This is a genomic window from Bacillus sp. EB600 (genome assembly GCF_024494385.1).
Lineage (GTDB): Bacteria > Bacillota > Bacilli > Bacillales > Cytobacillaceae > JAEVLT01.
The window spans coordinates 25,735-48,795 of the sequence record NZ_JAEVLT010000020.1 but is presented as its reverse complement, the minus strand read 5'-3'; the positions used below and the strand labels follow the sequence as shown (position 1 = coordinate 48,795).

Here is a 23,061-nt window from a genome sequence, read left to right as displayed (position 1 = left end):
AATTCATGGCAGAGTACTTATCTTCTTACACAGCTTATGGATAAACAGGAATATCTTTTAATCCCGTTTGAACTTCCCAGCCATTAAGTATATTTGCATTTTGAATCGCCTGACCGGCAGCACCCTTTACTAGGTTATCTATTACTGAAACAATTGTGAGTCGTCCTGTTCTTTTATCAACATACAAACCAATATCACAATAATTGCTGCCAAGTACCTCTTTTGTTGAAGGCTGGTTACCCTCAGGCCTGATTCGAACAAATGGATTATTTTGATAAAATCGCTTGTACTTTTCGATGATTTCAGCCGTTGAAATCACTTCATTTAAGTTCACGTACATTGTGCACATAATCCCTCTTGTCATCGGAACAAGATGTGTCGTAAAGGATACTGTAACCGGTCTTCCACTTTCATCTTGAAGAACTTGTTCGATTTCAGGAATATGTTGATGGCCACCTAACTTATAAGCTCTGATATTTTCATTTATTTCAGCATAATGGGATGTAATGGAAAGCCCCCGTCCTGCACCAGATACACCTGACTTTGCATCAATAATAATAGACTTGTAATCTGCTATATTCATTTTCACAACAGGTAAAAGTCCGAGTAATGTTGCTGTAGGATAACAACCAGGATTGGCAATTAGTGAAGCTTTTTTTATGTTTTCCTCGTAAATTTCACTTAACCCATAAACTGCCAGATTTAAATATTTCTCTTCAGCAGGTGACTTTTTATACCATTTTTCATATTCACTTGCCGAGCGGATCCGTAGGTCACCGGAAAGATCTATACATGTTAAGCCTGTTTCAAATAATGGAGGAATAAGTTCACTGCTTACTCCTGAAGGCGTAGCAAGAAAAACAATTTCATTATTTTCACTTATTTTATTTGCATCAAATAATTCCATTGGTTGTTCATTTATATTTGTAAGATGAGGATAAACGTCACTAAACCGGGTACCTGCCCGTGAGTTAGAAATAATGGTTCCAACTTCAAGAATTGGATGTTTTTGTATCAAACGAATCAGTTCAGCTGACCCGTATCCTGTGCCGCCAATAATAGCTGCTTTCATTTTTTTCATCTCCCTGTAGCCCTCTTGATGTATTATTATACTAATTTATCGATAATTATACAATGTTTTTAATACCTAATTTTCAATAAATGTGTAAAATGATTAAACCGCCTGCTTGTAACCATTTTCAAAAATTATCTTAACTTAGAAACATTTATTCAGAAGTCTGTGTTAAAAGTTATTATTGACTTTGTAACTATGTTGATTGGAGCGGAAATCAACATACAAGTTTAACACAGCTATTCAGAAAAAGCATGGACCAATCATAAACAAATCGGCAATCAATTAAAGGAGTAAAAATAATACAAAAAAACCCCCTGGAGTTAGGTACACTCCGGGAGATTTTCGGATCCAAAAAGGTGATTTTTCAATAAATATTATGCTCATCTGTTTGTTCGAATAATCCTCTAGTTTGAAACCAATTTCCGACCTGTGTGAGAATGGCAAACACGAAAAAGAAATTCATTGCCCAAATATTAATAAAAGGAGCCATCCCGCCTATTTCAATCGTTGACGCGCCCTTTAATTGCATAACAATGAGGGATTCTATATAAAAAAGAATAAAACTAACTACACTCGATATACCAATTCTCAGCATGTTAACCTCTCCTCCAGCCTTCAAAATGAATTTTTGACAATTTCATGAACTTCGTATAAATTTATTATAATTCATTTAAAAGCTAGAGAAAACTAAAAAGTCTTTATCTTTATATTAAATTTAGCTGAAAATTGGTATGATTAAATACGACATCTTGTTTCATTGATATATATGCATAGGAGTGAAAATATGAGTGTACATAAAGACATTACAACCCATGTTAATAAACAAAACAAAAGAATAACTGATTTTTTAACTCTCGATCGAAAAAGGGAGTTATATATTGAAGAGGCTGTTGAATTATGTAAGCAAGGGAAAGCTTTTTCAATTGATAAAATAAACGCAGTAACAAACACGATCAATGAATTGGCTAAGCAAGGGATTGTGCCTTCCCGGAAAAGTGTAACATCCGAAATGGTTAGAGAATACGTTAGAAAACTTCAATAAGAGAAATTTCCAGCTCCTCCTTTTAGGGGCTATTTTTTTTATTCATTTCCAGTTCCGGGCAGGATGTTCATTAATCAGGTTTAAAATCAAACATAAGTTTTGTCTTTAGTGAAATTTTGAATGAAGCACAAAAGTGGCACCTTATTGAGGCATAGTTAGAAAAGCACGTTCAGCACTAGAACGTCGCTGGACGCTTGTGCTTTTCAGTAATTAACCACATCCAAAGTAATCAACAGTTTATGATTTTATACCTAGATAGAAAAAATGTCACATATAAAGAAACAAATAAACGAATTTTTGCCATTTTCAAAAATAATGAGCAAATTCGTATAAAATTATGCTAGAATTAAATATAATAAACATTTTTTTAGTAGAAAAGGATTGGATACTACTGTGTACAGGATTGTTATTGAACGGGAAGATGATGTATACATGGCAAGTACGCTCGGGAAAAGAGTTGCTGATGATTTCGGCTTAAATAAAAGTCAGCAAACAAAATTAGTTGTATCCATAATGGAATTAACTCGTAACATTGTCTTTTACGCGAAAAAAGGGGAGCTTTTTATAAAACCTATTCCATCCTATGGAATAGAAATAACCGCAATTGACCAAGGCCCCGGCATCTTGAACCTTGATCAAATTTTAAATAATAGAATTCGTTCAAAAACTGGTTTAGGCTTGGGATTATCAGGAGTAAAACGCTTAATGGATGAGTTTGAAATTACGAGCACGGCCGATCTTGGTACAAGGATCAGGGCAGTTAAATGGTTAAATGAAGGGCAGGCTAGTCGCTTTGGTTAATTTACCTACCACTCAGAGTATCTCTTACGGTTTGATTGAAGTAAATCCTGATGGTTCGATTCAAAAGGTTAATAGTGAAGGGAAAAAGCTGTTACTTTCTGAAGAAAATGATACAAACTATCTTTTTCATCGTATTAAAAATAATGAAATTAAGACAAAACTCCATGAATGCTTTATGGGGAGATCTAATGACTTTATTGTAACCATTGACTCACAACCATACTTTTTCCTATTTCATCGAACATTCAAGGACCAAAAACTAGATAAAGTACATTTATATATGTTCAATATCGCCTATTTACAAAGCTCGCATGATCACAATAATTGGAATAATCACCTATTATCCTCAATTGGTGAAATGGCTGCCGGCATAGCGCACGAGGTTCGAAATCCATTGACCGCCGTAAAAGGATTTCTCCAATTGCTTGAGCAAACGTATAAACAAGAATATACGCAAATTGCCCAAAGTGAACTAGACCGTGCTATTCATATTTTAAATGATTTAATGAGTGTCTCAAAACCTGAATTTGTGCAGGAAAAACAAACAACCTTTAACTTGTGTTCGGAAGTTGAATCCATTTTGCTCTTATTTCAAAACCAACTCTATGATATAAATGTAATTAAAAAATTTATGAGCGAAAATCCGGTCATTTTAGGCAGAAGGGATCAAATAAAGAAAGCACTATTTAATTTAATTAAAAATGCAATCGAAGCGATGTCTCCAGGTGGAACCTTAATGATTGAACAGTTTGAGGATTTACAGGAAATTCGCATCAATATCTCTGATTCCGGCATTGGTATACCAAAAGACAAGCTGCGTTTGCTAGGCACACCATTCTTTACATTGAAACAGGACGGTAAAGGAATGGGTTTAGCACAAGTCTTTAACGCAATCCAGACAAACGACGGCAAAATACGTGTCACAAGTGAGGAAGGACAAGGAACTACCTTTTTTCTATCATTCCCCAAAGCACATTCCAACCAATTTATAGGAGGTCATTCAATGATCCAAGCAGTTGATTCAAAAGTTGAACTGGAAAATTTCTTGACAAATAATATCCATTTTTACACTGAAGAATGGATTGAATATTTGAATAAAAATAAAAGCTACATTACTTCTCTATTGAAAGAAAACGGTGAGATGGATAGCTTTAAAACAGTCGGTAATCCAATAATGAAGCTTGTTGCAGATAACATTAGTCAACTAAAAATGGAAGATATCATGGATTTTGCCCGGGAACGTGGTGTGAGGAGTGCTAAAACAGAGTTTCCTATCCATTTGGCATGGGAGCTGTTCCAATCATCAAGAGGGATCATTTGGAATGCCATAAAAGCGTTTTATATTGAATCTAACAACACTCTCTCGGTGGAGGAGTTCTTTACTTTAGAGCGTACTGTCAACGATATCATTGATTTTTATATTGATTCCTACACTGCTTATTTTGCTAACTACAAAGAGGAATTGTTAAAAAGTCATCGTGAAACGGTAGATGAACTATCCGTTCCGATCATTCCAATTGCCGAAAGGGTTTGTATCCTTCCAGTTGTCGGGAATGTTGATACGTATCGCGCCAAAAAAATCCGTGAAAAAACACTTCAACGCGTTAAAGAACTGAAGGCACAACAATTAATTATTGATATTTCAGGCGTACCTTTCGTTGATACAGCAGTTGTTAACCATTTATTTAAAATTGTTAAAGGGATTAAATTATTAGGCTGCTCGACAATTCTAACAGGAATTAGTCCGGAGATTGCTGACACAATGATTGAACTGGGAATTGAAATCGATAGTGAATTAAAAACACGGTCTGACCTTCAACAGGCATTACAAGATATTCAGCCCTATCTTAAGGAGAAATAGGAAATACATCAAACGTAAATAGGTTCAAAAAGCTCGCCTTCTCACATTAATGGGCGAGTTTTTTTGAGTTCCCACTTAGAAACCCATTTATGTTTTAATCCCATCATCGGAAGTAGCCACCATAATTATTATATAATTCAAATGGAAACACTTACAAAATCCTTATTTTATGGTATTATATTATAAAAATTAAGGTTCTTTTGATTATATAGATATAGTAAAAATCACTATAAAATAAACAAAAAATAAGCGGAGGGGGTGTAATAGTGGATGATGAACAACTAGTAACTTTCATAACCGTTTTTGAACTTAATAATTATTCGCGCACTGCAGAGTATTTGAATTTAACACAACCTGCTGTCACGGCACGAATTCAAAAGTTAGAAATAGAATTAGGTTGTAAATTATTTTATCGGGAAGGAAAAAAAATCCTCCTAACAGAGGAAGGAAAAGCCTTACTTCCATTTGCACGGAAAATACTTAGTTATATAAACGAAGCAAAACAAACGATTGATCTTTTTAAAGCTCCAACCTTAACAATAGGATTATCCCCTGCTATCTCTGTTTCGATTGTCTTACATGTTTTATCATTACTACGAGAAAATGATGAGCTCTCATTTGATTTAGTAGAAGCAGAGGATTCTGTTGAGGTTTCTAAAATGGTCGAAAAAGGAGTAATTGATATAGGACTAGTTAGAGACGTTATCCCGTTCACTAATCTAGAAACTAAATATATTTATCATGAAAATCTTACTTTTATTGTTGGAAAAGAACATCCATTGGCAGGAAAAGTTGAAGTTACAAAAGAGGATTTAATTAATCAAACGATGATTTGTTATCGACGTGAATCAGCTTTATGGAGAAAAATCGATGAAAAATTAGTGGGAGTAAAAAATCTAAAACGCATTGAAGTTGGCGGATTTGAAATGGTACTATCTATGATTAAAAATAACTGGGGTTTCAGTGTTGTTCCAGAACTAATTCTAGCCAATGACACGTCTAAACCGGATAAGGATCTATGTATGATCCCCTTTGCTGATTTTGACGACATCACATATAATGTTGCAGGAGTTTATAAAAAAGAAGCTCCAAAATTAGAAAAACTTCTTCTATTTATACATTACTTTGAAACTACATTAAAGAATTTAAAATCGATTTGAATATGTAAATTAATTACACTTACTACCTTCACTATTTCTACTTTTTTAAATACAAATAGTAACAAAAAAAAGAACCTTCCTTTTACTCATGAAGAGTCAAAAGGAAGGTTCTTTTTTACATATCACACTTTTTACTTAATAGTTTCTTTTATAAAACTTGATTTTGTTAACCCAAGAAACTCGATCGCATTTTCTCCAAGCATTTGTTTAACTTCTTCTTCAGAAAGGTTTTCCAACTGTTCAACTACTCTTCCAGCTGGAACTTCACGAAGCAAGAATGGATAGTCTGAACCAGTAATAATGTGTTCAGCGCCAAATTTTTCAAGCATATATTGGAGATTACGAGGATCGTAAACAAGTGTATCATAATAGAGTTTCTTAGCATAATGACTTGGTGGATTTTCCGTTGTACGTATATGAGGCCATACTTCCCAAGCTTGATCGATCCTTGGTAATAAATATGGAAGTGAACCCCCGCCATGGGAGAAACAGATTTTAAAATTCGGGTATTTATCAAGAATACCGCTGAAGATCAAACTTGCTGCAGCAAGCGCCGTCTCTGATGGCATCCCAATTGAATACATAAAGTTATGTTTCGGCATTCTTTCCACACCAATAGTAGCCCATGGGTGAACAAAAATAGGCACATCCATTTTAGCAGCTGCCTCTAAGAATTTTAAAATGTTGGGATCATCAAGGGTTTTACCGTTTGCATTGCTGCCGATTTCAATCCCTTTCAGCCCTAGTTCTTTCACAGCTCTTTCCATTTCAGCAATAGCTAAATCAGCATCTTGTAATGGCACAGTTCCTAAGCCGACAAAACGATCAGGATATTTTGCAACAACCGAAGCAATAAAATCATTTTGTGCTTTCGACAGTTCTAAACATTTTTCTGGATCAGCCCAATACGTAAACGTAACAGGAATTGGAGATAAGACTTGAACATCTACGCCTTCCTCATCCATTTGTGCAATCCGCTTTTCTGGATCCCAGGCATTATCCTCGACTTGTCGGAATGACTTGCCGTCCTTAAAGATTTCAGCTCCACAGCTGCAAGTATGCTTTAATGTAGGAAAACGATTATCACCATATTTTGCATCTAGATCAGGGAAATTGTCTGGAATAATATGCGCATGAAAGTCTACGCGAAAATGTTTTTCTTTTGACACAATGCCCGCCTCCTTTAAGTATGATTGTTTATTTTGCAGGGATTATTTATTAACTTTTTCGAGATCTTCCGTAATTAATTTACCAATTTTACCCCATCCAGGTTGTGGTCTTCCTCCCCATTCGTCAAGAGTTGCCATAGTTGGTTCTAAGCGGCGAGCTTCTCTTGGATTTTCTTCAGGGAATTCTTCCATGCCTTGGCTGTACTCAAGAGTTAAGCCGTCTGGATCAGCAAAATAAAGGAAAATACTTCCTGACGGGTGGTGTTTTCCTGGTCCAAAAAGAATTGGAACATTATTATCTTTTAATCGATTAACTTGAATACCGACATCATCGACTCTTTCAGCTTGATAAGCAATATGGTTCAATTTATTTTCTTTTCCTCTCGTCAAGGCAAAGTCATGGTGATATGGAGAAGGGAACGCTCTTAACCAAGCCCACCCAGTTTCCCGGCCTTGAATATCGGAAACTTTGAAGTTTAATGTATTAGTAAAGAAGTCGTATAACTCATCAAATTTATTTGTTTCATAAACGATATGCAGTAATCTTGTAATTCTTGCATCCTTCGGAACAAATGGTGTGCCCATTTCCATAATTTCAACATAGAATTCATACGTTACACCTAAATATGGGTCTTTAAATCGTAATGTTCTGCCTTGAGCTAAGCTTTGACACTCTTTTGCACTTAATTCAACAGGATTTAAACCTTGTTCTGTTAAATAATCAAATACGCCTTGGAATTGCTCTGTTTTTTCAAGTTCATAAGCAACTCTTTTCAAACCTGATTCTTCGCCTTGTTCAAGAATTAAATTGTGGTGGTCCCCACTGCAACGAAGGAATGCTATATTATCTTCCCGTTCAACAAATTCCATACCAACAATATTTTCATAAAAATCAACCGATTTATCAAGATCAGTTACACTTAACACAGTATAACCTAATTTCTTATAGCGAATCATTAGATTACCTCCCATTTTCAAAATACTTAAAACAACTCAAATCACTGACAGGTGTAAATTTTCTTATTCACACCTGTCAGTGATTTTGAGCGCTTCAAAAGCATTGTTTAGTTTATAAAATAATACTTACTTTTCCATGTGGACGAAGGCTGTCAAGTTTAAGAACGACCTTCTTATCTTGAATTTTTAATTCGCCATTTTCTTTCACTAATGTGTATTCGTTAACACCAACATAACAGTCAAGCGTTTCCCGTTTTGTACGATACGTTGCAAAATTACATTTGACCTTTACTTCATCCTCTTCATTGCTAACGATTCTTACATTGTTTACATTGTGAAGAGTTGTTGAGTGAGGATATTCAACATGAGCCTCTTTTTTCAATAATCGCAATGCACGCTGCTCTAAACGATCACGATCGTCATGAACCAAAAAGAGTGACTTTTTAAAATCTGCATCAGGATTTCCAATTGGCGGGATCTCATAGGTTCCTTTGCTTGAGAATAATGCTGCCCACTCCTTCATTTTCCAATCGTCTAGAAGTTCAGCCTCATGATATAAAAAATCTTCAATTTCTTGACGTGTTATATTCATGCCTTTACCCTCCCAGCTTCTTCTTGTTTAGCTTCTGCAAATGTAATCCGGTCATTCCATTCACGCCAGAAAGCCCGCATTTGTGCTTCATCAGTTGCTGTAGGAACTTCTCTGTTCATACCTCTTGAAATATCATTCCATCCAACTTCCTGACTATTTTGGAAACCTTCTTGACATAGTTCAAGAGCCTCATTGTCATCAGGAGTAGCAAAACCGCCTGGGCCTAAGAATTCTAGGAAGCTGTCGTTACGAACTTGTCTGAAGTTCTCATTTTCCTCTGCTGCTGCCAAGGCATATCCAGTAACTTCAATGTAGCCAGGTGCAGTTGGATAGAATGTTCTGATTGTAATCGCCATAATGTCATTAATAACAAGGTTAGGGAAGATCCAGATGTTACGGTTCTTTTTAGCAATTCGGTGTGCTCTTTCCTCACCAAACTTTGCTTCTAATCTTTCGATGTTTGCATCGATAATACCTTTTGCTTCTTCTCCATAGCCTTCGATCCATTTTCCTACTGGTCTTGGCCAAGCAGAATAATATTCCATAACAGCATGGCCATTGCCTAAGTCAACACCAACGCCCTTAAGACTATCTTTTTCCATTACGCCTCCGCGAGTAGCAACGATATCAAAATAAGTCTTATGTGTTGGTACACCGTGATAAAGGTCAACACTGTTTTCGCCTAATAGCTTCCAGTTAGCGCGTACACTGTATTCTTGTGGATCCATTAAAACTTCCATACCTGCTTCTGGATTTTCACTTGCAGCTGCTTGGTCAGCAACTAAATCAAGATATTCTTTAGCATTTCCCAGATAATCTTCTAGAGAAATAGCATTATCATCAAAATTAACAAATACGAAACCACGGTAGCTTTCAAGACGCTTTACTGTGGATAGGTTTTTAGAACCATCACAGTTATGGTCTTCAGCGAAACCTGATTTATCAGGCATTCCCACTAGTTCCCCTTGATTATTAAAGCTCCATGCATGATAGAAGCAACGGAATACCTTGGAGTTTCCTCTTCCTTCACGGCAAACTAAAGCACCACGGTGTGGACAGCTGTTATAAAAAGCTCTTATTACGCCATCACTGCCGCGAGTAAATAAAAGGTTACGTCCGCCAACTTTTCTTCTATGAAAATCTCCATTGTTCTTTAGTTCTGATTCATGCCCGATATATAACCAGCATTTGCTAAAAATAGCTTCTCGTTCTAATTCATAAATTTTTGGATCAACAAAAGCTTTGCGATTCACTTTAAATGAACATTTCTCTTGATCTTCTAGAACATATTTGCTCATGATTTTCCTCCTTGGTAGTGTTTTTATTAGCTCACTTAACTATCTGCGTAATCTCTTACTGATAGAAGTAACTTTGATATTGCATCTTGCTTACATCCTCATTTGTGTAACCGTATACAAATCAAAACCAAAAATTAGTTTGTTAAAACATTTTGTTACACGCAAACTCAGACTTATTTTAAGCCTTCATTCTAGGGTGCGAAGTTAACAAGATCATGTAAGCCTATTCATATCTTAGAATATTTAATTATAAAAATATTCCCTTAATTGATTTAATTATAATTCTTATTCCCGGAAAATTCTAATTGAAATAATCTTCCTTTTATCATCTAAATTCAAGATTTTATTTATACTATTAACACTATGGCAAACTGTTAAATAGCCTTACAAGATTTAGTATACATTGTAGAAGTTAATATAAAAACAATTTCATTAATGTAACTGTGTTCCCAATTATTTACAATTAAAATTTTTCTTGTAAAAATATTAAAAAACTTTTAACTGTAAGAATTCCAATTCCCATCGGATTGGGATTCTTTACTTTTGCTTTATCTAAACATACCTTTTAATTTAATTTTCTGAAGTAACCAAAGTATACCTAAGATAATAAATATTCTTTTAAAGCCGCTTCATTAAGTATTTGGATATTTCGGTAGGCTAATGAAATCCATCCTAGTTTTTCAAACCTTTTTAATTCTTTTGTTGTGGTAACCCTGGCAATACCAATCAATTCAGCTAAATCCTGATGTGTATAATCAATAGAATAATCTATATCTGATTCCTTGTTTTTGAAATAGGTTCCAAGTTGGACTAATATATGGGCTACTTTTTTATCTGCTGATAAAAAAGCCATACTATATACCTGAATGGAGAAAAGACGTATTTTTTGGGCCATCAAATCCAGGAGTTCGGCAATTAAGCTTGGATTCTCTGTTAAGAACGGCAGCAGGCTCTGTAAATCGACCGCAAGCAGTTCTACATCTGTAAGCGCGCTTGCAGATGTTACTCTTGGCGTTCGGCTAAAATAAGATGCTTCCCCAAAAATATTATTAACTCCTAAAATCTTTACGGTTAATTCATTCCCATTTACCGAAGTAAAAAACTGACGCACCCTTCCTGATTTAAGCAGGTAAAATGTATGTACACTATCATCCTGTAAATAGATGATTTCGTTTTTTTTGTAATGTTGTAAGGTACCGATTTTTTCGATAACACTATATAAATTCGATTCTTTTGATACGATTTCCCGTATATTAACTTGATTCATTCTCCCCATCTCCTTATTAAAATTGTAACCTAGATTACAATCTTTCCGAAAGATATATGTTATTATAAAAAATAGTAAATACTTAAATAGCAAGTTGTTTCTTTACTTACTGGAGTATGGAGTCAAGTTATGAAAAAATAAATAATACGAATTGGGGTATGGAAATGAAGAATATCACAGTACTTGGAGCAGGTATTATGGGGCATGGTGCCGCTCAATTATTTGCTCAAGCAGGTTACAATGTACGTATTCAAGCCAGACGCGAGTCATCACTGCAAACAGCAAGTGAACTGATTACAAACAGCTTAAAGATTATGGTTGAAAAAGAAATGCTGACTCAAGACAAAATGGATCAGACATTAGCTAATATCAAATATACAACAGAATTGCGTGAAGCTATCCAAGATACTGATTTCATTCTTGAATCGATTCCTGAAAATCTTGAGTTAAAATTGGATACTTATGAAATTATTGAAAGCGTCGTCTCTGAGAAGACGATTATTTCTTCTAATACTTCCACTTTTCCATTAAAAGAATTAACCCAAAGAGCGAAGCATCCTGAAAGATTTGTGATTACACACTTCTTTAATCCGCCACAACTTGTGCCAATTGTCGAAATTGCTAAATTTGAAAAGACAGATGAAAACATAGTTCAAGTAACTTATGACTTAATGAAAGAAATCGGAAAATCTCCAGTAATTCTTAAAAAAGAGATTACAGGCTTTATCGTTAACCGTGTTCAAGTAGCTTTTCTGCGTGAATGCTTCAACTTAATTGAATTGGGTGTCTGTACTGCCGAAGATATCGATATCGCTGTGAGAGGAAGCATGGGCTTTAAATGGGCATTCTGCGGTCCACTGGAAAGCCAGGATTTAGCCGGTCTGCAAACAACAGCAGCTATGGTGCACAACATTGAACAAGATCTATCCAACACAAGAGAATTACCTTCATTCTTAAAAGAAATGGTCGAAAATGAGCAGCTTGGTATCCGTTCCAATAAAGGCTTCTACGAATATGATGATAATGGAGCAAAAGCAATCCATACGCGAGATGATAATTTCCTTGACCTTCTAAAGTTACAGCAGCAAAAAGCAAATAAGGGAAAAAACGTTTCATCTTCTAAATAAGAAGCTGAACTTGGAGATTCTAGTTAGATAAATATTTCTGCTTTGAAATATAGAATAAGCCTTTTAATTAATTTAAAAAATAGCAATCCCAATCCTCTTACTGGATTGGGATTTTTCATATTTGTGGCGTTAAACAAAATCCATAGGAATTATTTTGTTTAAATTTTTTATGTATTCTAATCCTTTAACAACTTTACTCATTAAAAATTTTTTAAGAATTAGTAATGCTATAATTTTTATGATTGACTATTGTTGTAAGTGGTTCGTCTTTTTCTTTATTGTATCCGTACTTAACAATAACAGAGTTATCTCTTACAACTGTAACAATTCCATTATAGCTTTTCCCTTCACGCTTAAATAAAATATTGTCCCCGATTTGAGCAGTTGCCATTTTATCACCTCGAACTTATTATTTTTCAGCAAAGATAAAAAGATGCATGAACAATAAATTAAGTGAAGGATACCCCACTTAATAATATTTTTCTAGACTGGACTCTTCTTATTTTGACAGATGAAAGTAGTTTTACTCTTTCCATAATATCATTATACAGCTTCTGTTCATTATTCCTTATGTTTTTCCCTTTTAAAGACCAAATAGGAATAAATCAGTATCAGTGCAATTTTTAACTCTTCTTTCAATCTTTCTACAACTATTTTGTAAACTGGAACAAAAGGATTGAGTCCTGTATAGTACAGAATTCAATCCTTTTAGATATTTTTTTATTTTAAGCTATTTGCCGTTAGGCAACGACTACTGTAGTTTTGAAAGGAGTATCTTCGCTGGGGGTACCGAGGTATACCGTGTACTCCCCAGGCTTCACCACGAATTCGCTTACGCAATAGTCCCACACACTCATCGGATAATTCGTGGTTGATATATGTATCAACAATTTTACGAATATCTTTTTCGGTTAATTCACGTAAGCATCAGCTATATTGTTCCCAATTTATACCTGTCTCCTATCATAGGCGCAATCCACTGGCACCAGCCGAGACTTGTCGAATTTCACCGAAAAATTCATCTTAAATCTGTCTTTCTAAACAACAATAGCCCATTCGCAGGAATGGGCATAATTTCTTTTACCTTACTATAAGTTGCGACACACATTCAACGTGTGCCGTCTGCGGGAACATATCCACTGGCTGTATATACTTTACATCAAATTTCTTACTCAAAGCTTGAAGGTCTTTAGCCAAGGTTGAGGGGTTGCATGAAACATAGATAAGTTTTTTGGGTTCCACCTCAAGGATAGTTTGGATAAGTTGATGATCGAGGCCTGTTCGCGGCGGATCCACCACGATGACATCTGGCTTCCACCCTTTTTTTACCCATTTAGGCAGTATTTCTTCAGCTTTACCTGGAACATATTTTGTATTGCTAAAGCCATGGCGTTTCGCATTTTTCTTTGCGTCCGCAATCGACTCGGGTATGACATCCATGCCGCGAATTTCACCTGCTTGATCTGCCAGCCACAACCCAATCGTACCAACACCGCAATAGGCATCGACTACTTTTTCATCTCCTGTCAGCCCCGCCGCCTTTTTTACCTCATTATAAAGTACCACTGTTTGGAGTGGATTCAGCTGAAAGAAAGTCCGGGCAGATAATTCGAATGAAAGATCTCCAAGGGTTTCTTGGATAAATTCCTTCCCAGCTAACGCTTTAGTCTCCTCACCAAAAATGAGTGATGTTTTTTGACCATTTATATTCTGTACAATTGATTTAACATTCGGCAATTGTTTTTGAATTTCTTCTACTAAAATTTCAGTTTTTGGCAATTCTTTTTGTGAGGTAATGATAACTACCTGAAGCTCACCGGTTTGTACTCCAACACGTGTAACAATAGTCCGGACAATTCCCTGTTTTGTTTTTTCATTATAAATAGGAATATTTAAATCCTCTAAAATTCGTTTAACCTTTACAGTGACTTCTGTCGTCTGAGAATGCTGAACCGCGCAATTATCAATATCAATGAGCTCGTGGGAGTTTATCCCATATAAACCAGCGAGCACTTTACCGTTTTTTTCGGCAACCTGAAAGCTGCTTTTATTACGATAGCCCCACGGTTCATCCATCCCAATCGTGGCGCGGATGTCAAGCTGATCAACCTTCAGTTTTGTATGCCGCTCCAGGGATTGGATAACAATATCGCGTTTTTCCTTCAGCTGCTGGTCATAGCGTAAATGTTGGAGCTGACAACCGCCGCAAATATCATAAACAGGACAAAGCGGCTTTACACGATAGGGGGATTGAATGCGAATCTTTTTTATTTTTGCCTCAGCATATTTCGGTTGTACCTTTGTTGCCTCAACGACTACTTCTTCGCCCGGCAAGGCTCCGGGAACAAACACCACCTGCTTTTTAAAATAGCCTACCCCTTCCCCATTAATTCCCAGCCGTTTGATCGTGAGCGGAAAGGTTTGGTTAGGTTTGATTGTAACAGTTTGTTCATTTCTCATTTTATTCACTCCAAATTATTCAATGCTTCTCCATAAATACAAAGAAGCATAGCTCAAATACGGTTCCCAACCCTGTTTGTATTGCTCCATTTCTTCCAAAGTTGGTTTTTGCTCGAGCTTGTACAATTTTTTTAATGCATTTTGAATGCCAATATCCGCTGTTGGAAAAAGGTTTTGCCGGCCAAGCCCAAAAAGCAGGAGATTCTGAATCGTCCAATTTCCGACACCGCGAAGCTTAATTAATTTAGTAAAGACTTCTTCATTATTATCTTGTTTGAATGATTCTATATCTAGTTCTCCTTCAACAACTGCCTTCGCAATCCCAATCACGTATTCCGCTTTCCTTCCACTAAATTGGAGTTCACGTAGCTGGTCAACCGTAAGGACGGCAACAGTTTGAGGACTTGGATAAAACCAAGCTCCATCCTTCTCAAAGCCAAAGGTTTTAACAAACCGTTCTGTCAGCGTATAGGCAAACCTCAAATTCAATTGTTGGTGAATCACGCACTTGATTAAGCAACCAAACAGATCAAAATCCAGTACAAGCGGTGTCCCAATGTGTTCTTTGAAAAGTTCATTGAGGCTGGTTTTTTGAAAATGTTCATGAATTTGCTTTAGAGGAACATTCCATTGAAAAATTTCGGACACTCGATCGATCAAAGCATCTTTTACATTTTGTTGTCCTCCCGTTAAAATAAAAACAGGATCTTCAATTGTTCCTACAGCCATAACATCAATTACATTAGGATCCTGTTCCAGAAAGACTGGTACCTTTATCGATCGGTTCTTTTTATCAATATTGCTCAGCGGGTCCAGCGACTGCCTTTCGAGCACTATATCAAAGTTATACGGCCCTTCAATTTCGATTTTTTCCTGCCACACGTTCGATTCCATCCTTTTCGTATTTCCCGTATTATAGCATGTTTTTCATTATACAGGAAAAGCCGAATTCCATAAGGATCCGGCTTTAAAAAATGTTATTTTTTCCTTGGGAAGTCATCAAGGCTTTTAAACTTATAGCCCTTCTTTTTCAAGTCTTTAATGACTTTGTCTAATGCATCGGCATTATCCTTTGATACTGTGTGTAAAAGAATGACTGCGCCGGGGTGGATTTGCCTCATAATATTGTCATAGGAATATTTCCATCCCTTTTGTTGGTTAATATTCCAATCGACAAACGCAAGCGACCACATTACATGGGTGTAGCCGTCCTTTTTTGCTACTTCCATTGTTCTTTCACTAAATATTCCCCTTGGCGGACGCACATATTTCATTTCCTTTTGACCAGTCAATTCCTTTGTCTTCACTCTGACCTTATCTAATTCTTTTCTTATCTTGTCATCACTGATTGTTGTTAAATCAGGGTGAAACCAAGAGTGATTACCGATAATGTGACCTTCTTTCACCATCTGCTTAACAATCTTTGGCTGAGACTCTAAATAATGACCTGTTACGAAAAAAGTTGCTGGGACTTTTTCTTTTTTTAACACTTTAAGAATTTTTGGTGTATAACCATTTTCATAGCCGTTATCAAAGGTAAGATATAATGTCTTCGATTTTGCATCGCCTTTATAAAAACCGCCATATTTTTTTAGCACCCCATCAAGCTCTGCTCCTGCTTCTGCCTGCTGCTCATTGATCCCCTTTTTAAAGCCCCAATGAATGGGCTGATTGGATACTGCAGCCAAAGTAATAGTAGGTGCTAATACCATTACACAAAAAATGACAAGATATTTTAAATACCTCATTTTCATGTTCCCCCCGCTTTTGGTTTATCTTAGTGTTTGTTTTATGAAGGAAAACATGATTGGAATAGATATCCTTTTTTAAGTTCTGGGGTCTTGAAAATAGATACGATCTCTGGTTACTCCCTCATAAGTAAGACCTAGACTGGAAAACACATTGGTAGCAGATCTTGATGATGGGATATGAAGGAATTCACGCAATTCGGAATTTGTAATTGAAGGCTTGTAGATCAAAAAGTAATCATTAATTGCTGGAAAATGTGCTTCTCTTGAACGGAAATGACACGCCGGGCATTCCCAGATGCCTCGTTTATATTCCATTGCAATGAATTTACATGCAGGACATTTGACACCTGTTATAATATCATTTTTATCAAAACCATATGTTTGTAAAATTTCAATTCTTTTTGGAATATGTTTCGTTAAGATTAGCCTTTTTATTTTACCAATCGTTTTTGGGTCAACAGTTTCCTTTTTATAAAATTGCTCAAATTCAACAATTTTCTTTAGAAGATCAGCTGCTTTACAAACTCTTTTTTCAGCCTCCGTGTATCCTGGACTTATATTTATGGTGGTGGAGGTATTGCTAAAACAAACGAAATGTTCAGATGGAGTGAAAGGAAGTTGGTATTTCTCAAACCAATACTTTAGGAGAATTTTATGGCGGTTAACTTGTACTAGGGGATTCTCGTAAACCTTTGTTTCATCGTTTACTTCTTGAGTTAATTGGTTTCTATCTAGCAGTAGGGTTCCCGCGTAATTTTTTCCTTCGATGATAAATGATGTTTTTGGAGATAGAAGGTAAGCGTCAATTTCGAAAAAGGACTGTTCAATGGGAAGCCTGATATTATGAAAAATATGGTAGTTTTTCGCTGGAAGTAAACTCAGAAAATAATTAATGGCTTTTTCTCCGTTGTAACCAGCCTTTAATTTTTCTTTTCTCCTCTGAACTTCTGACCACTTGGGATGATCTTCAGGTAATCTCCCCAAAAGTGCTTCATGCTGCTGAAAAACTAATGATTTAGTTAGGTTTTTTTCAAACAAATCTAGCCCTCCTTTATTCGTATAGTAAGAATTTCTGGAAAGTTATTGTTATTCCTTTAGTAAATATTGAATGTTTTGTGCACTTTTATTAATCCATATGATCCCGGTTGGGTTCTATATGTTATCGTTGGAATTCTACATACTTCCGGTACGATTCTACATTTCCATGTGGTATTCTACATGTTTTGGTCCAGATTCTACATACTTTTGCCCTGATTCTACATATTTTCAGTTGTATTCTACATACTTCCGGTGCGATTCTACATTTCCATGTGGTATTCTACATGTTTTGGTCCGGATTCTACATACTTTTGCCCTGATTCTACATATTTTTAGATGGATTCTACATACTTCCGGTGCGATTCTACATTTCCATATGGTATTCTACATGTTTTGGTCCGGATTCTACATACTTTTGCCCTGACTCTACATATTTTCAGTTGTATTCTACATACTTCCAGTGCGATTCTACATTTCCATGTGGTATTCTAAATGTTTTGGTCCAGATTCTACATACTTTTGCCCTGATTCTACATATTTTCAGTTGTATTCTACATACTTCCGGTGCGATTCTACATTTCCATGTGGTATTCTACATGTTTTGGTCCGGATTCTACATACTTTTGCCCTGATTCTACATATTTTCAGATGTATTCTACATACTTTTGACTCGATTCTACATATTTTCAGTGTATTCTACATACTTCCGGTGCGATTCTACACTTCCATGTGGTATTCTACATGTTTTGGTCCAGATTCTACATACTTTTGACTCGATTCTACATATTTTCATTTGGATTCTACATTTCGAGCGGATTCTTCAATTAGATCTTCCCCCCTACTACCACGCCATGAACAACTCTCCACACACAAAATAGGCAGGTCCATTCGCGGACCCGCCCATTTCCTTTTCCAAAACTATTCTTAGTTAAAAACTGTTTCTTTGAACTGCGCTAATTTTTCCAATGAAGATTTATCAACATCTGCATGAAGACTATTACCGTGTGAGTCCATTGTAACAACAGCAGTGAAGCCTTCTACAGTAAGATGCCACATTGATTCAGGGATTCCAAATTGGGTAAGATCTACACCATCAACAGATTTAATACATTCTGCATAATATTGAGCAGCCCCGCCAATAGCATTTAGATATACTCCACCATGCTCTTCAAGAGCTGCCAATGTTTTAGGTCCCATACCGCCTTTACCAATAACAGCACGAATACCGAATTTTTTCATGATATCTCCCTGGTATGGTTCCTCACGAATACTTGTTGTTGGGCCGGCAGCTTTAACATGCCAAACTCCATCTTCATCCTTTAACATAACTGGACCACAATGATAAATAATTTGACCGTTTAAATCGATTGGAGCATCGTGGGACATTAAATAGTGATGAATAGCATCACGGCCTGTATGCATGACTCCGTTAATTTGAACAACGTCCCCCACCTTTAACTGACGGACCTGCTCTTCAGAAACTGGCGCTTGAAGAGTGATTACTCCCTCAGATGAAGCTGCTGTTTCCTTTTCTGCTTCAGTTTGAGTGAAATCAACGGTTTCTCCTTCTTGATACATCCATTCCTGAATATCACCCGTTTCAGGATTAACAGCTACGCCCAAGCGGCGGAATGCCCAGCAATTATAGGCAACGGATACATAGAAGCTGGCTGGAATCCGATTCATAACACCGATTTTACAGCCTAGAAGCGTTGCTTCTCCGCCAAATCCCATTGTTCCAATCCCAAGCTTGTTGGCATTTTCCATAATATAGTCTTCAAGCTTGCGAAGATCTTCATTTGGATTTACATCTTCCACAGAACGGAATAGCTGTTCTTTTGCTAAATCGTATCCAGAAGAACGGTCTCCTCCAATACCGACTCCAATAAATCCGGCACTGCAGCCTTGTCCTTGTGCTTGGTAAACTGAATGTAGAACACATTTGCGGATTCCGTCAAGATCACGGCCAGCACGACCAAGTCCTTCTAGCTCGCATGGCAGGCTGTATTGAATGTTTTTATTTTCGCAGCCGCCACCTTTTAAAATAAGCTTTACTTGAATGTAGTCTTTTTCCCATTGTTCAAATTTGATTACTGGAGTTCCGCCGCCAAGATTATTTCCACTGTTTTTACCTGTTAAGGAATCAACGGAGTTTGGCCGTAATTTTCCTTCTTTTGTAGCAAGAACAATGGCATTATAAATAGCTTCTTTTAATTGTAACTGATTAATTCCAACAGGTGTCTTTATTTTAAAGGTTGGCAGACCTGTATCTTGGCAAATAGGCGATACAGCATCGTCAGCCATTTTAATATTATTTGTGATGGTTGCAAGACTTAATGCTGCTCTTGTACCCGCATTTTCTTTTTCCTTTGCTGCCTTGACAGCACGACGTACATCTTTTGGAAGTTTTGTTGATGTTTCAACAACTAGCTTATACATGCTTTCTTCAAATTTTGCTAAATTCATTCTTGTACCCTCTCCCTTTGATGACTCATTTACTTCAATTCAATTTAGAACTTTATTTTTAATATTACAACTATTTTCGCTACAATTATACTCCAATCGACTTGGGATTAAAAGAAGAAGCTCGAAACCGGTTACATGTTAGCTATTTTTCTATAAAAAAAAGCCTGTTACGTTAAACAGACTCTTCACATTCCCGGTTTTGAAATTCCCGGCATTTCGATTCTAATTCATCTAGGATGGCAATTAAACGGTCTACATCTTGCAGATCGGCATCTTCCGGATCAATTGCATCAAGGACTTCAAGAAACATATTTAAACGCTGCTTTAAAAAAGTAACTTGTGTATTTTTATCATTAATTAGACTTCCCAAACATCTCGCTCCTTTCTATTCCGATTACATCCTATCGAACTATTGCACCATTCGCAATCACTTCTTGAAAAAATTTTATCAAAAAATCGAAAAAGGACTCCTATCAGTTCTAGGAGTCCCCGTTATTATCTGGGTTTTTCAGAGGCTACAAATCCGAAGGAAACATAGTCTTGCACTGGAATCCATGCCCCAATCCCTTGTGAGGTAACATTTTTAATAACAATAAATTTTTTATTTCCTTTTAACATTAAATAAACTTCTCCATATGTAACCTTGCCTTTTTCGTTTACAGCTGAAGCATGAGCATATAAATAACCTAAGCGATTGGCCGGGATATTATAAACTTGATCGTTTTTCGTTCCGCCTCCAATCACAGTTTCAAAAGCAAGCGGTAATTTCGTCTTCTCTGTTGCCTTTAACAGCATCATTTTTTTTACGTCTTCAGCGTTTGGAATCTTCGCGGTTAAGCCACCTCTAATAATTTTTTGTGATTCTTGAACGTAATGAATTTGATAAGGTGAATTTCCACCACGGTTATCAAAATAATTAGTATTAATTTTTTGAAACTCCCAATTGGGGGAAGTTTCAGAGGACTTATAGTTTAATGGCCATTGGCCTAGATAGACAACTGCTCGATAACCAATTGCAAAAGGTGTGCTATTAATACTTGATTCATTTAACATTCTAATTAGATCGGGGTTTTCAATCTTAATTCTAGAGGACTCTAGGAGCCTTTTTGTTAAATCACTTGGCTGCAATAACGGCAAGTCTTGGGTCGGATTTGGATACGTATTTTCTTTCGTAATATTTTTTACTGATGCTGGCACCTGATAGTTGACTTTTTCGGTTGGACTTTTGCCAGCGAATACAGACGGTAATAACGTGAACATGAAGAAAAGCAGCATTAGGACAGTGGAATACTTTTTCACCGTGATTTCTCCCTTCAAAGATGGCATTCTAATTCATCTGCTACTAGTTTTTTCGGAGACCCGATATATTATCCATTTAAAAAAATTTTCACTGAAATACTGTAAAATTTGCAGTCAAAATATTTACATTATTTTAACTTTACTTTATAATAAGGGTATCCAATCACGAAGGAGGGTAGTAATCAATTCGCTGTATTTTTCTACTTTAAGGAGGTTGGGATTTCCGTCTTATATGATATTATTCAACACTCGTGTTTTTCGTTTTTCAAATTAAACATGAAGGTTGGTGGTTGATGGTCCCAAAACGAAAGCGGTTGATTTTTCCCTAATTTAAAAATTAAAAAATACTTATAGATTCAAGCGTTGAATCAATTAATTAAAAAATAGTTCTAATAAAGAAAAGACTCTGCAGCCAATTTAGCTCAGAGTCTTTTCTTACTTATAATAATGGCTATCTTATAACAAAAAGAACCCTAATCCCATAATGAAATATGCAGCTATTAATGTTAAACCTTCAAACCAGTTGGTTTCACCATCATTGGAAATAACAACCATCAGCAATACGGAAGAGGCCATGGCAATTAATTCGGGCCAACTAAAGATTAACGGCATATGCGTTTTAAAGAATAGTGAAGCAATAACCAGCACAGGTGCAACAAACATTGCAACTTGAAGAGTGGACCCAATAGCTATTTCAACAGCGACATCCATTTTATTTTTAACAGCCATTAAAACCGCTGACGCATGTTCCGCCGCATTTCCGACAATTGCAACAATGATGACCCCGATAAATAGCTCTGTCCAGCCAAATGATGTTGCGACATACTCAAATGTATGAACCAAGTGTTCGGAAATATAAGCAACAATTAGCGTTGCAATAAACAAAACCGCAATTGCTTTCCCTTTCCCCCATTCAGGCTCTTCCTCCTGATGGCCTTCTGTTTCTTTATCATGCTGATAAACCCCTCGGTGGGTAACCAGCTTGAAAAACAAAGCTGCCAGGTAAAGGACGATAAGAACAATGGAAATACCTAGACTCAAGGTTACCGTTTCTGTTTTGTCTAAACTCATGGAAAAAACTTCAGGAATTAAAAAAGCAATGACAACTGCGAACATTAGCAATCCAGAATTATGGCGCGCGTCATAAACATTAAATTCCTGACGTTTATACTTTAAACCACCTATAAAAAATGATAATCCCGCAACAAGCAGTAAGTTTCCAAGAACTGAGCCAGTTAAAGAAGCCAAAACAATTCCTATAAGACCCGCTTTTAAAGAGAAAATAGAGATAATTAATTCGACTGCATTTCCAAAGGTAGCATTTAACAACCCACCTACACGCGGTCCAGCTACAATAGCCAGACTTTCAGTTGCTCTCCCCATAAAACTCGCTAGCGAAATGATGCTTAGACAGTAAATAATAAATAAGATCATGCTGGACCAATGCATCAGTGTCCCAATAACAGACAGCGGTACGCCAATAACCATTACTACTCCAAATATTTTATTTAACAATGTCTTCCCTCCATCTTTTATATTTTTTAGAAAAAATCAGCTTTTCATTCACACCTAACACGATATCTTTAAATGTCCATTCCTTTCCAATCATTCCTATATTTTCCCTTAAATAGAGGTAAAAACGCAAGGCTTTCCTATTAATAACAGCTAAGGAACAATTTCATTATTGCTAAAAGGATA

21 protein-coding genes are annotated in these 23,061 nt (G+C 36.3%); 5 read left to right on the top strand and 16 right to left on the bottom strand.

Translation table 11 applies throughout. The features are described from left to right. Positions 1-34: 34 nt before the first annotated feature. Positions 35-1,072, bottom strand: coding sequence for an N-acetyl-gamma-glutamyl-phosphate reductase (gene argC, locus JN080_RS18395; protein WP_256237444.1), 1,038 nt, complete (start codon positions 1,070-1,072; stop codon positions 35-37). Between the two features lie 367 nt (positions 1,073-1,439). Beyond that, complete coding sequence (locus JN080_RS18390) at positions 1,440-1,670, bottom strand: hypothetical protein (RefSeq protein WP_256237443.1); 231 nt, start codon at positions 1,668-1,670, stop codon at positions 1,440-1,442. 189 nt (positions 1,671-1,859) lie between these two features. Here JN080_RS18390 and JN080_RS18385 point away from each other — a divergent pair, with 189 nt between their 5' ends. The 4 genes from JN080_RS18385 to JN080_RS18370 all read left to right on the top strand — a co-directional run bounded on the left by JN080_RS18385 (position 1,860) and on the right by JN080_RS18370 (position 5,939). Continuing rightward, the gene (locus JN080_RS18385; RefSeq protein WP_256237442.1) at positions 1,860-2,117 is read left to right on the top strand and encodes a YpbS family protein; all 258 of its coding nucleotides are present in this window, start codon (positions 1,860-1,862) and stop codon (positions 2,115-2,117) included. A 381-nt stretch (positions 2,118-2,498) separates the two neighbouring features. Then, positions 2,499-2,918 (top strand): ATP-binding protein, encoded by a 420-nt coding sequence (locus JN080_RS18380; RefSeq protein ID WP_256237441.1) that lies wholly within the window; start codon positions 2,499-2,501, stop codon positions 2,916-2,918. After that, positions 2,911-4,779 (top strand): ATP-binding protein, encoded by a 1,869-nt coding sequence (locus tag JN080_RS18375; RefSeq protein ID WP_256237440.1) that lies wholly within the window; start codon positions 2,911-2,913, stop codon positions 4,777-4,779. The genes JN080_RS18380 and JN080_RS18375 overlap by 8 nt, the downstream gene beginning before the upstream one ends. Positions 4,780-5,045: 266 nt before the next feature. Further along, positions 5,046-5,939 (top strand): LysR family transcriptional regulator, encoded by an 894-nt coding sequence (locus tag JN080_RS18370; RefSeq protein ID WP_256237439.1) that lies wholly within the window; start codon positions 5,046-5,048, stop codon positions 5,937-5,939. Between the two features lie 131 nt (positions 5,940-6,070). Here the strand turns inward: JN080_RS18370 and JN080_RS18365 are convergent, their stop codons facing one another. The 5 genes from JN080_RS18365 to JN080_RS18345 form a co-directional block, all read right to left on the bottom strand. Continuing rightward, the gene (locus tag JN080_RS18365; protein WP_256237438.1) at positions 6,071-7,108 is read right to left on the bottom strand and encodes an amidohydrolase family protein; all 1,038 of its coding nucleotides are present in this window, start codon (positions 7,106-7,108) and stop codon (positions 6,071-6,073) included. A 42-nt stretch (positions 7,109-7,150) separates the two neighbouring features. Further along, positions 7,151-8,065, bottom strand: a complete 915-nt coding sequence (locus JN080_RS18360; protein ID WP_256237437.1) for a VOC family protein — start codon at positions 8,063-8,065, stop codon at positions 7,151-7,153. Positions 8,066-8,177: 112 nt separating this feature from the next. Beyond that, complete coding sequence (locus JN080_RS18355) at positions 8,178-8,657, bottom strand: aromatic-ring-hydroxylating dioxygenase subunit beta (RefSeq protein ID WP_256237436.1); 480 nt, start codon at positions 8,655-8,657, stop codon at positions 8,178-8,180. Next, positions 8,654-9,955 (bottom strand): aromatic ring-hydroxylating oxygenase subunit alpha, encoded by a 1,302-nt coding sequence (locus JN080_RS18350; protein WP_256237435.1) that lies wholly within the window; start codon positions 9,953-9,955, stop codon positions 8,654-8,656. The genes JN080_RS18355 and JN080_RS18350 overlap by 4 nt, the downstream gene beginning before the upstream one ends. A 598-nt stretch (positions 9,956-10,553) precedes the next feature. Beyond that, a complete protein-coding gene (locus tag JN080_RS18345) occupies positions 10,554-11,222 on the bottom strand; it encodes a Crp/Fnr family transcriptional regulator (protein WP_256237434.1) in 669 nt (222 codons plus the stop codon). Positions 11,223-11,386: 164 nt separating this feature from the next. Here JN080_RS18345 and JN080_RS18340 point away from each other — a divergent pair, with 164 nt between their 5' ends. Next, positions 11,387-12,349 (top strand): 3-hydroxyacyl-CoA dehydrogenase family protein, encoded by a 963-nt coding sequence (locus JN080_RS18340; protein ID WP_256237433.1) that lies wholly within the window; start codon positions 11,387-11,389, stop codon positions 12,347-12,349. Positions 12,350-12,560: 211 nt separating this feature from the next. On the opposite strand, the gene JN080_RS18335 is transcribed toward JN080_RS18340, so the two are convergent. The 9 genes from JN080_RS18335 to cax all read right to left on the bottom strand — a co-directional run bounded on the left by JN080_RS18335 (position 12,561) and on the right by cax (position 22,878). Beyond that, the gene (locus JN080_RS18335; RefSeq protein WP_256237432.1) at positions 12,561-12,740 is read right to left on the bottom strand and encodes a DUF2187 family protein; all 180 of its coding nucleotides are present in this window, start codon (positions 12,738-12,740) and stop codon (positions 12,561-12,563) included. A 689-nt stretch (positions 12,741-13,429) separates the two neighbouring features. Next, positions 13,430-14,809 (bottom strand): 23S rRNA (uracil(1939)-C(5))-methyltransferase RlmD, encoded by a 1,380-nt coding sequence (gene rlmD / locus JN080_RS18330; protein ID WP_256237431.1) that lies wholly within the window; start codon positions 14,807-14,809, stop codon positions 13,430-13,432. 15 nt (positions 14,810-14,824) lie between these two features. Beyond that, positions 14,825-15,691 carry a DNA-3-methyladenine glycosylase family protein gene (locus JN080_RS18325; RefSeq protein WP_256237430.1) on the bottom strand — a complete coding sequence of 289 codons (867 nt, stop codon included), beginning with the start codon at positions 15,689-15,691 and terminating at the stop codon, positions 14,825-14,827. A 95-nt stretch (positions 15,692-15,786) separates the two neighbouring features. After that, positions 15,787-16,521 carry a delta-lactam-biosynthetic de-N-acetylase gene (pdaA, locus tag JN080_RS18320; RefSeq protein WP_256237480.1) on the bottom strand — a complete coding sequence of 245 codons (735 nt, stop codon included), beginning with the start codon at positions 16,519-16,521 and terminating at the stop codon, positions 15,787-15,789. Between the two features lie 114 nt (positions 16,522-16,635). Continuing rightward, positions 16,636-17,598, bottom strand: coding sequence for a nuclease-related domain-containing protein (locus JN080_RS18315; protein ID WP_256237429.1), 963 nt, complete (start codon positions 17,596-17,598; stop codon positions 16,636-16,638). Between the two features lie 924 nt (positions 17,599-18,522). Next, complete coding sequence (locus JN080_RS18310) at positions 18,523-20,064, bottom strand: fumarate hydratase (RefSeq protein WP_256237428.1); 1,542 nt, start codon at positions 20,062-20,064, stop codon at positions 18,523-18,525. Between the two features lie 172 nt (positions 20,065-20,236). Then, positions 20,237-20,434 carry an SE1561 family protein gene (locus tag JN080_RS18305; RefSeq protein ID WP_256237427.1) on the bottom strand — a complete coding sequence of 66 codons (198 nt, stop codon included), beginning with the start codon at positions 20,432-20,434 and terminating at the stop codon, positions 20,237-20,239. A 125-nt stretch (positions 20,435-20,559) separates the two neighbouring features. Beyond that, positions 20,560-21,339, bottom strand: a complete 780-nt coding sequence (locus JN080_RS18300; protein ID WP_375141698.1) for a YfkD famly protein — start codon at positions 21,337-21,339, stop codon at positions 20,560-20,562. A 480-nt stretch (positions 21,340-21,819) separates the two neighbouring features. Continuing rightward, positions 21,820-22,878, bottom strand: a complete 1,059-nt coding sequence (gene cax / locus JN080_RS18295) for a calcium/proton exchanger (RefSeq protein ID WP_256237425.1) — start codon at positions 22,876-22,878, stop codon at positions 21,820-21,822. Positions 22,879-23,061 lie beyond the last annotated feature (183 nt).